Raw genomic sequence first — 12,003 nt, forward strand, 5'->3', positions numbered from 1 at the left:
ATTTGCGCCGTATCCGTGCTGGAACACGGCTGAATGGGCTAAGCTCAGCATGTACACCAACGATATGTTGACATGGCTGCCGGAAACTCCAGCATGGGTGCCTGCCGAGTGCGATGTGCCAATCCGAAAGGATCGCGAGCTGGTTAAAGGAAGCGCCATAGGCCACAAAAAAATCGATAGGTTCGAAACGATTCGCACCAAGCAGCAGCGGCTTCGCGTAACGTCTGGCGTGGACACAGCTTTAATTAGGAGCTTTGCAGGTTATTATTGTTGATCGGTAGAATCCCAATTGTATAGCCATTACTTATATGGCGTCGGATAATTCGGGAAGAAAAAAGGTAGATGCTGCTAGAAGCAGTGCCTACCTTTTTTCTAATGTGATTGTTGGAAATCTATTGAAAGCTTTGTACATCAGTTGCACTTAATGGATAAGCGTATATGCTAACGTGGTCGATCAGGCCGTTCATTGTACTTGCGGAGTTGACGCCTACGGTCAACGGAAATGCATTAGATATATTTCCTCCCGTAAGATTAGTGTTTTGACCGACCAAAACAGAATCGACGTATAGCCTAAGCCCCAAAACTCTATCGGCTACAGCCACGACATGATGCCACTGTCCATCTGTAAAGGTTGCTGTTGATTGGACGGCATCACTGGTACTACCGTAATCCAACAAAAATTTAATCGTATTATTTGTTTCAAATCGTAACCAGTACGCGGCATTTGAATCTCCTTTATTCATCATATATTTGATTGTACCCGTTATGCTTGTCTTCACCCATGCGGAAACGGAAAAACTTCCTGAGGTTCCGAAATCAAAATCATTGCTGAAGGGATCTCCCAAAGATACATAATCACCATTTCCATCAAAGCTTAAGGCGCTTCCAAACATACCGCTCGCACTCCGAACAGCATTCGCAATCGTTCCGTGATAACCGTTGGGGGTAGAATCCAAGGCGGTATTTCCACTGGTCTCATCAAACTTCCAATTTCCGCTCACCCCGTATAAATGTCCCACTTCCGTTGAATTCAAAGCGTAATTGTATAGTCTAACTTCATCAATTAAACCATTCATTGTGCTTGTAGAGTTGCTTCCTACTGTTAATGGAAGGGAGTTGGAAATGGTCCCGCTTGTAGGGCTGGTATCTTGCCCGACTAGAACACCGTCGACGTATAGTTTAATACCCGTTAGCCTGTCGGCGACACCAACAACATGATGCCATAGCCCATCCGTATATGTAGCTGTCGATTGTGCGGCATCAAAGGTGCTGCCATAGTCGAGAAGAAATTTAATGGTATTGTTTGCCTCAAATCGTAACCAGTACGAAGAGTTCGTGTCTCCTTTATTCAAAATATATTTGGTTGTGCCCGTTACACTGGTTTTCACCCAAGCGGAAACTGAGAAATTTTGTGAGGTTCCGAAATCAAAAGCACCGCTGGCAGGATCGCCTAAGTTAACATAATCGCCGCTGCCGTCAAAGTTTAAAGCGCTGCCGAATTTGCCGTTCGTGTTTCGTGTCGCGTTCACTATGGTTCCGTGATTAAGGCCGGTAGCGGAATCCACAACAGTAGTTCCAGAAGTTTCATCTAAGCTCCAGTTACCGACGATAGACTTATTCCACCAAATTCTCGAAACGATGGCCCGATTCGGAACGAGGGATCTCCATTCGTTGCTTGTCACGATGCTCAAGTCAGGCGTGATAGTAGTCGTTCCAAAATTGCCTAATTGCGCCCTGTTGTCCGTTATAGACATCACGATTTGTTCCGTGTTTTTTTTGACGCGAAGCGTAACCGGATCGACTTCAGCCATCCATAAGGGAGCCCGATACCTGAGTATATCCGTGTTAGAAGGGTCTTGACGGGTATAGACCAGGTAGAGTGCATTCGGTTGCGTTACCCAATGCATTTGTGTATTCATACTTCCTGTTATGGCCGTTCCGTCCTCCCATTGTAAGGTCACCGCTGACTGCCAGGTCAAACCGTCGCTGCTTTTGGCCAACCTGTTCTGTATATCATCGCGAATGGTCATAAAGTATTCGTTATTGTACTTAGTAAGGGAGGTTTCAATGCCGGAACGGTTCCCGTTGTCCCCTGGATTCGGTATGGCTGTACCTTGGCTATTATAAGAAAGCGCAGTGTCATTAAATGATATTTTAATAACCTTTACGGTGCCCGTCCCGTCCAATAAATTGATTGGCCAAAGAATGTCTCCGGTACCATCGTCTAATTCATATGGATAAACACTGCCGGTATGACCGTATATATTAGGCCAGTCCAATAAATACCAATCACTGCTCCAAGTTGAAGTGGCAGGATCGTATATCGCATAAGCGGGGTAGTTATGTTTCTTGGTCAAATTAAGACTGTATGATTGTGCCATGCCGAAAAGGATGATCTTTCCTGTTTTTTTGTGATAAACGGGTACGGGATCAATTAACATACCCTGGTAACCATCTGGTAATGTCTTCCATTGGTATTGAGGAATGGTTGTAAGCGAAGACCAAGTCTCCCCGAGATCCGTGCTGGAAGTGTAGGCTATATCATAGAAAACATCCGTTAAATTGGTAGGGCTTTCATTTTTATCTTTGGATACGGTACACATAATTTGGGGACTTGAACCGCTCGGGATGGTCGCGCACCGCATGTGAGTCCACCAAAAGTTATTTGAACCATCATTTTGATAAGCTGCCTTTTCATCAAGCGTATAAGAAGGTGGTGAAGCTGCATGAGCAACGGATGAAACTACAATTAAGAAAAACCCAAGCGTCAAGATAAATATGAAAGTGAAACAGAGGCTATAAAGAAGTTTTTTTTGATTATCTTTCATAAATAAAATCTCCTCTCAACATAACAATTGCCATGAACCATATTGCATTAAATTTAAAGCGCATACAAATGCAGATACTTGCTATCACACACCCTTCCTGTAGAATTTGGATGCTTATTCATAATATCACTATGAACTCTATGAGATAACGGGATGAATTTTAGATTTGGTGGATTTATTCAAGTACTATTATGGTGAATGGACTTCCGGCGATCCGATGCATGGAAGTGTAGCCTAATCAATGAAGATTGTACTATAAACCTCTAATGATTGTGTTACGGCGTTCAGGTGCTTCTTATATATAATAAATAGCGGAACAAACGAGTTATTTGGTGAAATTGAACATCGAGGGGGGATAACCGGAATGAAAATCACAGCTGTTAAATGTATTCTTGTCAGCGCTCCGTACGCAAATAAAGGGGATGCGGAGCGGGAAATTTGTCTGAAAACGGGATACCGTCCAACGGCCTTTCTGAAAGTGGAAACCGATGAAGGCATTTATGGTTTGGGTGAAACCTACGCGGGCACTTATGCACCCGAAGCAGTCAGAGGGTTAGCGGAACAGATGGAGCACGATCTGATCGGGCAAAACCCGATGTCCGTCCTTGAGATGTCCGATCGGATGCGGATTGCTAATTATTACCTGGGACGAATGGGGTTAACGCAATGCGTGATTGGCGGTATCGAGATGGCGCTCTGGGATATAAAAGGCAAGGCGCTTGGCGTTCCTGTTTACGAATTGCTTGGAGGTAAGGTGCATAATAAAATTATGGCTTATGCGAGCGGTGGTAATAATAAGCCGATTGACGAACTTAAACAAGAAATGCGTGACTATGTGACGCAAGGATTCCGGGCGGTGAAAATTCGCATCAACCTGTTGCCGGATATCGACGCGATTGAAGAGAAGGTAGCCATATGCCGCGAAGCACTTGGACCGGATATCGGATTGGCTGTTGATGCTGCACAAGGATTAGCGAAATATCCATGGTCTGTAAAGACTGCCATTGAGATTGCAAAACGTATTGAGAAATACAACCTCCTTTGGATTGAAGAACCGGCGGAGGTAACCAACTATGCAGGATTTGCGGAAATTCGGCGTAACATCAACGTTCCGGTTGCAGGAGGGGAGACGGTAACAAGCCTAGTAGAAGCTGAATCGTATTTGAAAGCGAATTCACTCGACCTGTTCCAGCCTGATGCGGCAGTTATCGGGGGATTGAGTGTGTTCCGTCAGGTAGCGCAAATGTGCGAACGTAAGTCCATTCCTATTGCCGTTCATGCATGGTGCGGAGGTGTGGGCATCATGGGGAATTTCCACGCAGCGTTCGCTTCAAGGAACTGTACGATTCTGGAGCTTTCTAATGTACCAAATCCTCTGCGGGATGAAATGATGGTTGAACCTTTGAAAATGGAGAACGGCAACATACAGGTTCCGTCGACACCTGGGTTGGGTGTGCATTGGCCAGATGGGCTGGAAGAGAAATACCCATACCTTCCAGGTTCTGTATATCGGGTTCCGCTGACGGTTTCCTAATAGGAAGGTGGTAGAAATAAACCATGAAACCTCACGTCTTGGTTGCAGTCAATGGCTTTACGGAGAAACACATGGAACGCATCCGACAGGTATTGTCTGGTTGGGCAACAATGGAACAGATTGACGAAGAAACTCCTGAGGCTGTTTACCGTGAAAAGATAGGAAGATCGCAAATTGTGGTTGGTTGGCCGAAAGCAGAGTGGATTGCAGGAAGCCCGGTTCGACTTGTCCAATTAGGAAGCGTTGGTTATGACGCTTTTTTGGGCAACAAGCTTCAAGAACGTACCACTTTTACGCTCTGTAACGCTAGCGGTGTTATGTCGGTTGCCGTAGCAGAGCATTTAATTGCTATGATGTTCGCATTGACGCGCCGTATTTCGCATCATATACGCGATATGAGCAAGCATAAATGGAGTCGTCAATCAGAATATGAAGAGGTGTATGGCAGCACGGCATGCATCGTCGGTGTGGGTGGCATCGGGACAGAAATCGCGCGACGTCTGCGCGCATTGGGCGTTCGTACCATTGGGGTGCGACGTGAAATCGGAGAATCACACCCGTACATGGATGAAATGTACTTGAGCACTCAATTAAAGGAAGCTATAATGCATGCTGATCATGTGATCCTGATCTTGCCCGGCAACGCATTGACCGAGAAATTGTTTGATTATAAAATGTTCGCTTCTATGAAGGAAGGAGCCTATTTCTATAATCTGGCCCGCGGAAGTATCGTCGATGAGAATGTCCTGCATGCGGCATTGATTAGCGGTAGGCTGAAGGGGGCGGGGCTTGATGTCTTTGAGGTAGAACCGCTTCCGAAGGGAAGTCCGTTATGGGAAATGGATAATGTGATTATTACACCTCATTCGGGTGGGCGGTCGGTCAAAGAATTCGACCGTTTCTGTCATTTGGTCTTGAACAATCTGATGAATTACCGTGACGGGAAACCATTTCTTAATCAGGTTAATTTGTGAAAAAATGTTAACCATGACCGAGGTGCGAGGTGAAATGACATGATGAGTTCAATAAAATACGCGACAATTGCGGAATCCTCTGCAAATAACCCAAGGAACGATACGGCTTCAATCGCTGAGTTGGAGGATGGTTCATTGTTAGCGGTTTGGCACAAGTATGATGGTTCTTTTGGAAGCGATTTCGATCTATGCCGGATTTATGCCAAAACCTCCATTGACGGCGGAATGACTTGGGAACGCGAGCGGATGCTGATCGATGTTAATCCAGAAGATCACAATGTCCAGGCTCCTGGTCTGTGCCTTCTTCCGAATGGAACGTTAATACTCCATTGCTTAAGAGGCCATCGGGGGGGATCCAGCTCCACAATGGAAGTACATGTCTCGAAGGATGGAGGCGAAACCTGGGAACTGTTAACGCACATTTGGGAACGTACGAAGGGTCAATGGCTGCAAGGCGGTGCGAACCATATCAACCTGTTGTCCAACGGTCGTTTACTGCTTCCATTCCACTTTGGCACTGGCCATCAAGGTGGTCAGCACAATGAGATCGGATGCTACTTTAGCGATGATGAAGGAGTTACGTGGACGCGTGCCGCTAGTTCCGTAGATCTGCCTATGCGTGGTGCCATGGAAGCCTCGGTTGCTGAAATGAGTGACGGACGTCTTCTAATGTCCATCAGGTCTCAATTGGGCGCGGTGTTTTTGTGCACGTCTATTGACGGTGGCAACACGTGGAGCTTACCGCAAACAAGCGGTTTGAAATCGCCGGAATCATGCACTTGCTTACGGCGGATCCCCGGCACCGATGCCATCCTTTTACTATGGAACGATAGCAAGTTCGAACCCGGCAAGCATCATTTCGGGCGACGCACGCCTTTGAGCGCAGCCGTTTCTACAGATGGCGGGGAATCATGGAAAAGGGTGGGTAATATTGCGGAGGGACCGAATGAATATACGAATCTGAATTGCTTGTTCACGAAATCCGGCAAAGCAATCATTACCTATATGCAGGTTGAGGATCCGGCATTCGATGCGCCGGAAACAGATCCACCTTTCAAACGGACCGGGATTGATTTAATGGCGGCAGTGTTAGACACCGCAATAATGGTTTAGGCAAGGCAACTATCGTCGATAGACGGTAGTTGTTTTTTCATACTTATCAAGGTAACATCTAATTATAAGGAGAAACAATCTTCTCTATTTGTAAGCGCTTGTAACAGGGGGGAAGGGATCCGATGTTCAAAGTATTGATTGCTGATGATGAGGAGTTTATTCGCGAAAGGGTCATCAACAACATGCCATGGGGAGAAATTGGATTTGAAGTGGCAGGGTGTGCTTCAGATGGAGAGCAGGCTTTAAAAATGGCACGCGAATGTCATCCGGATGTCATTTTGACGGATATTTTAATGCCGAATATGACAGGACTAGAGCTTGCTCAGTGCGTGAAAAGTGAATTTCCTCACATCAAGGTTGCGCTGATGAGCGCCTATGATGATTTTCAATATGCTAAAGAAGCGATCCGTTTTGGGGTGAAGGGTTACCTGCTTAAGCCGATTATTCGCGACGAATTCCTCGAGCTGTTCCGAGATGTCGCTAATGATTTAAAGAACGAGGCTGGGCAACCCGTTTATTCCGTTAATCCTTTGGTCGTAAAGACGAATGGAGATCGCAATTCTTATGTTGCTGTTGCGAAGCAATATATTGCTGAAAACTATACAGAGCGAATCAGACTTGAAGACGTCTCGGAACGGCTGCACGTCAATCCGAACTATTTCAGCACATTATTCAAGCGGGAAACGGGAATGAATTTTATTGATTACCTGAATGAGGTTAGAATCAACGAGTCCATGAAACTACTGCTGCATACCGATTATAAAGTTTTTGAAATTTCGATGAGTGTCGGTTATGGCAATTTTTCGTATTTCAATAAAATATTCAAACGTTTAAGCGGTGTAACGCCGCAAACCTATAGAGAATCGGTCGGATCGGTCGATCTGTCCAAGGAAGACGTGAAATGAGGCGAAAAGAGATAAAGCTGAATCGTTTTTTGTTGCTTTTCTCCCTTTCGATCGTTTCACTGATGCTCATCATTATCGGTTATGTGCTCTATGTGAAAACCGTCCGATATATTGATGAGAAAACCGATATGATGCAAGCCATGAAATTGAATCAAACAACTGCGGATGTGCGCAAGCAATTCGAAGATATTTACCAAACCATAGATAGTTTGCGCAACAACACCATATTAATCAATTCGTTGGACAAATTGGAGCGACAAAACGCAACCTCGTATGAAAAGGTGAGCCTGTCGCAAAACATAGAGTCCTCCCTATTTAATCTGAATAAAGGAAATGAGTTCATCAGTGGCATTACGGTTTGGACAAGGGGAGGCCAGTATAGTTCGAATGCCAAATATTCCTCCTATTATTTTGAAGGCAATCAACTGTCTCTTGCCAATCTGGACAATCAGATCACGTTCGTGTCCTTAAACCAGACTTATCAAGCATTTGGCTTGGAATCGTTGGACATCAAAGATGACGCGCTGCGAAATCTGCTGGACATATGGAACAAATCGAGTTACTTTGTGTGTCCTATCAAAGGTCCAGAAGGTACACTCGGAATCCTCACGATCAATTTAAATGCAGGGTCATTCAACCATATTGTTCCATACGGCGAATCGCTGGCTGTCTTGGATGCAATGGACCAGGTATTGTTTAAGGGGAGCGAAGTCACTCCAGAAATAAATGAACTGCTGAAAAGTGCGGAGAATACGCAGCAAATGGACGGAGTTCCACTCTCGGGGAAACGTTACTTTTTTCGGGATATCGGATTTCATGACATCCGTATCGTCTTGGCCGAAACCGAATCGGGGTTTCATAAAAGGCAGCTTCTAGCGCTTGGGGGATATTCACTCATTATTTTAGGCGGCAGCGCTTTACTTACTTTTTTTCTATCGCATTTGATAGGCCGCAAAATTTTGTTCCCCTTGCACAGTCTGATCAGTTGGATCGGTAGGCAGCGCAGCTTGGAGGAACGATGGGAGCCTGTAGAAGATGGAAGGAATAGATACAAAAGGTTCACGATAAGGGACCGTTTTTTTGTGTATTTATTAATTACGATCCTGCTACCTATATGTCTTTTCGTTACGGTTTTTTATGTGCAATCATCAAAAATCATCACGCAGGAATTGGAAGAAACCTTTTATACGTTGTTTGATAAGACAGCTCACAGGGTAGAGTTATTTGCCGATCAAAAAGAGTCTGCCATGACCCGTCTGGCTTACGATGCGTTTGTTGTTTCCTACGTTGATCAGCCAGGCGATAACCTTCAACAGCATATGGATCAACTGATTTATGACAGTTTTTTGCCCATTCTCAGAGAGGATGCCATTGGCATCTACAATATAAATAATCAATTGATCTACAGCAATCGATATAAGCATGCGACCCAAATCGAACCGGCTTTTTTCGAACAAATGCGCGCTAGCCGTAAAAATATTTTTTACTGGCTTCCACCGACAGATACGGCATCTTCCACTGTAAGCTTAAGCATAGGAATCGTTGATATTAATCGTTATTCAAGCCCGATTGCTTATATGAAAACGGATATAAACGGTGTTTTCTTCACCAATCTGTATGCCGATCTGAACGGGAACGGCAGTGAAGCGTTTATCATTGATGAAAACGGACGCATAATTTCCCATCCTGATATGGGAAAAATCGGGCAGAAAGCCGACATTCCGTTTCAGTTGGATCGATCGGAGGGAACACTATTCCGCACGAACAATGCCATATATTTTTCCAAGAAAATCGCTGCTTTACCCTGGTATGTGATCGCCAGATACGATGCTTCGGAGATAAGAGATCAAGTGATACGTCTCTTTTTCGATGATATTTATTTGTTGGTCATTCTTTTTTTGCTGATTCTCCTATTTTCCTATTTGATGTCACAGTATTTAGTTCAACCGCTAGCTTCCATTCAAAACCGTTATCTGAGCATTGATCTTGATCGTGTTAATCAATTAACTCTCCATAAAGCCTTTGCGATCGATGAAGTTGAACAGTTGAGAATTTCTTTCAACTATATGCTGGAGAGGATTCACAAGCTGGTACAGGATACGCTCTATGCGAATGAAGAGAAGCTATCCCTTGAATTTGAGAAAAAAGAGCTGCACATGGAGGCGCTGCAGGCACAAATTAATCCCCATTTCCTTTATAATACACTTGAGAATATCATGTATATGATCGAAAAGGGAGAACGCCATTTGGCTGTAGATATGATTGGACTCTTGAGTCGACTGTTTCGATACGCCATGGGGAAAGACAGCTCATTAACAACCCTTAGAGATGAGGTCGTTTACTGCCAGTCCTATGCGAAGATCATGAGCTACCGCTATAAGGATAGGATCCATCTCGATTGGCATTTGGACGAGACGCTGAACGAGTGTATCGTTATTAAGATGATCCTCCAACCGATTATCGAGAATGCCATAAGACACACCCTTAAGTTGAATAACAGCAAGATTAGGATTAATGTCAGCTGTATGAAAAAGGAGCATCATATCGAGGTGGTCGTTAAGGATAACGGCCCAGGCATAGAGCCAAAAAAGCTGGATGAGATCCGCCTCCGTTTGGAGAATAGAGATCGGGGAAATGTCGGATTATATAATGTGAATAGCAGAATTAAACTCCATTTTGGTGATGCATACGGCTTATCGATCGATAGTCCTGATGTTGGAACGACAGTGACAATCCGGCTTCCGTACCAGGACGTCAACTCGATGGAAGCGTCCTCAAATGTATGAGATTCGTATTATAAACCCCTGATGATTGTGTTACTGATCTCAGGGGCTTCTTATTTATAATGAATAGGTAAGGCAAGCGATAAGAATAGGGGGATGGACATGACAAGTAAAAAAGTAAGCGTTGCCGCACTAAGCTTGGCAGTGGTCTTGATGGCTACCGGATGTTCGGGAGGGAAAACAACAAGCGAACCGAACGCTACAAATGCATCAGACAAGCCAGCGGATACCTCGAAAGCGCTGGAAATCAGTTGGGTTGGCCAAGGGGCAAGAGGCAAGATCGAAGACAATAACAAGGTTCAACAAATGATTGAAAAGAAATTCAATGTGAAATTGAAGAATCGAAAACTGGATGTAAACAACAAGGAACAAAAAAATCTGATGGTTGCTTCGGGAGAATTGCCGGATATCGCCTTCATGGATGCACCGGATAAGCTTTATACGGATGCTGTCACTCGAAGTATATCCAAGGATATGATCATGAAGTACGCGCCTAATTACGCAAAAGTTTTAAGCGATCAGCCGACGGGGTGGAAAGTGAATCAAGTCCCAGGTAAGAATGGCGAATATTATGCCCTTACGGGTTATAAACAAGATTGGGATAATCTCACTTGGGGCCAGGTTTACCGTCTGGATTGGATGGAAAAACTCGGATTTAAACCTAAAGGGGACATCGTTCCCGTGGGTACTTCCGGCGGTGCTGAAAGAATTTTCTTCTCAAAGCAAGCGTTTACACTGGAAGAAGAGCAGAAAATGTTCGAAGCGTTTGCCAATAATGATCCTGACGGTAACGGTAAAAAAGATACGTACGGTTTGCTTCTGAACAACAGCGATGCTTCTTGGGCTTTAAATACGGAAGCCGGCGCGTTTGGTTTTGGTTGGGATTACAATCTGGAGGAAAACGGGAAAGTGGTCGGTTATGCGATCAGCCAGAACTATAAAGAGTTTCTAACCTATATGGCCACTTTAAATAAAAAGGGGTATATCGATCCGGAATTCACCACATTAAACCGTGCTAAAAGCTGGGAAAAGTTCGCTGCCGGGAAATACGGCGCTGCGCAGGTGCAGGTTCAAGCGGCAGGAATGGTACCTTTTACGTTTAATCGTCCACCCGGAAATCTTGTCTTGAAGGATCCGAATGCGAAATTTCTTTTTACCCCGCCGCCTATCGGTTCTAAAGGTCAGCAGGGTTCAGCTGCGTATACGCCTGTAGATGGATTCGGTTACGCGATGGTCATCAAAAAGGATGTCTCAGATGAAAAATTAGCTCGCATTCTCCAGATCTTTGACTATTTGAACTTGGACAAAGATGGGCTCATGCTCTCAGCGTTTGGTGAAGAAGGAAAAGATTATTCGTGGGAAGCTGAGCCTTATAAGTCGGCAGTCATTCCTAAACAGACAGCGGAAGTCGATCGTGAAAAAGATGGAATAGGTTACTACAATTTGCCGATCCAATTAGGGAATGTCAATGCGTATTATAGTAATGCTGCCGTTTCCAAATTGACAGATCTGTATTTTGGTGCCGAAACAGGCAGGAAAACGGCCTATCGGCCCTTCAAATGGGATTATTACAATCAAACCAAATACAATGAGTTGAATACCAAATACGCTGCAAAATTAAAAACGATAACGGATGAATTCTTGTTTAAGTCCATTACGGGTGAGCTGAATGTCGATTCTGCTTGGGATGCCTACGTGAAAAATTGGCGTGGCAGCGGTGGTGATGAGCTTCTTGCCGAGCTGGAAAAAGCGCCGAAAGTCGCCGATCTCCGTAAGAAGTAATTTTAAATAAGAAAAAACGGATAAGATAGGGAACGTGGGAGATTTGTCGGAGACAAGTCTCCCCACTTTTTAGAAAGGCGGAGG

At 44.7% G+C, this 12,003-nt stretch carries 7 protein-coding genes and 1 pseudogene; 7 read left to right on the top strand and 1 reads right to left on the bottom strand.

What is annotated here, in order from left to right:
• Window positions 1–4: 4 nt before the first annotated feature.
• Window positions 5–130, top strand: a pseudogene (locus GC102_RS40865) (alpha-L-fucosidase); the annotation flags it as partial.
• Between the two features lie 262 nt (window positions 131–392).
• On the opposite strand, the gene GC102_RS07990 reads toward GC102_RS40865, so the two are convergent.
• Window positions 393–2,828, bottom strand: coding sequence for a sialidase family protein (locus GC102_RS07990; RefSeq protein WP_171689013.1), 2,436 nt, complete (start codon window positions 2,826–2,828; stop codon window positions 393–395).
• A gap of 364 nt (window positions 2,829–3,192) precedes the next feature.
• Here GC102_RS07990 and GC102_RS07995 point away from each other — a divergent pair, with 364 nt between their 5' ends.
• From GC102_RS07995 to GC102_RS08020, 6 genes are all read left to right on the top strand, one after another.
• Window positions 3,193–4,362 (top strand): mandelate racemase/muconate lactonizing enzyme family protein, encoded by a 1,170-nt coding sequence (locus GC102_RS07995; protein ID WP_171689014.1) that lies wholly within the window; start codon window positions 3,193–3,195, stop codon window positions 4,360–4,362.
• Between the two features lie 23 nt (window positions 4,363–4,385).
• A complete protein-coding gene (locus GC102_RS08000) occupies window positions 4,386–5,336 on the top strand; it encodes a D-2-hydroxyacid dehydrogenase (RefSeq protein ID WP_171689015.1) in 951 nt (316 codons plus the stop codon).
• Between the two features lie 39 nt (window positions 5,337–5,375).
• A complete protein-coding gene (locus GC102_RS08005; RefSeq protein WP_171689016.1) occupies window positions 5,376–6,449 on the top strand; it encodes a sialidase family protein in 1,074 nt (357 codons plus the stop codon).
• A gap of 122 nt (window positions 6,450–6,571) precedes the next feature.
• Window positions 6,572–7,354, top strand: a complete 783-nt coding sequence (locus GC102_RS08010; RefSeq protein WP_171689017.1) for a response regulator transcription factor — start codon at window positions 6,572–6,574, stop codon at window positions 7,352–7,354.
• A complete protein-coding gene (locus GC102_RS08015; RefSeq protein ID WP_171689018.1) occupies window positions 7,351–10,140 on the top strand; it encodes a cache domain-containing sensor histidine kinase in 2,790 nt (929 codons plus the stop codon). Before GC102_RS08010 ends, GC102_RS08015 begins: the two co-directional genes overlap by 4 nt.
• A 99-nt stretch (window positions 10,141–10,239) precedes the next feature.
• A complete protein-coding gene (locus GC102_RS08020) occupies window positions 10,240–11,919 on the top strand; it encodes a type 2 periplasmic-binding domain-containing protein (RefSeq protein WP_171689019.1) in 1,680 nt (559 codons plus the stop codon).
• Window positions 11,920–12,003: the final 84 nt, after the last annotated feature.

Source organism: Paenibacillus germinis (assembly GCF_013141785.1).
GTDB lineage: Bacteria > Bacillota > Bacilli > Paenibacillales > NBRC-103111 > Paenibacillus_E > Paenibacillus_E phytorum.

Coding starts and splice junctions, on each gene's coding strand:
- GC102_RS08005 (WP_171689016.1), top strand. CDS start 5,376: ATGATGAGTTCAATAAAATACGCGACAATTGCGGAATCCTCTGCAAAT.
- GC102_RS08020 (WP_171689019.1), top strand. CDS start 10,240: ATGACAAGTAAAAAAGTAAGCGTTGCCGCACTAAGCTTGGCAGTGGTC.
- GC102_RS07990 (WP_171689013.1), bottom strand. CDS start 2,828: ATGAAAGATAATCAAAAAAAACTTCTTTATAGCCTCTGTTTCACTTTC.
- GC102_RS07995 (WP_171689014.1), top strand. CDS start 3,193: ATGAAAATCACAGCTGTTAAATGTATTCTTGTCAGCGCTCCGTACGCA.
- GC102_RS08015 (WP_171689018.1), top strand. CDS start 7,351: ATGAGGCGAAAAGAGATAAAGCTGAATCGTTTTTTGTTGCTTTTCTCC.
- GC102_RS08010 (WP_171689017.1), top strand. CDS start 6,572: ATGTTCAAAGTATTGATTGCTGATGATGAGGAGTTTATTCGCGAAAGG.
- GC102_RS08000 (WP_171689015.1), top strand. CDS start 4,386: ATGAAACCTCACGTCTTGGTTGCAGTCAATGGCTTTACGGAGAAACAC.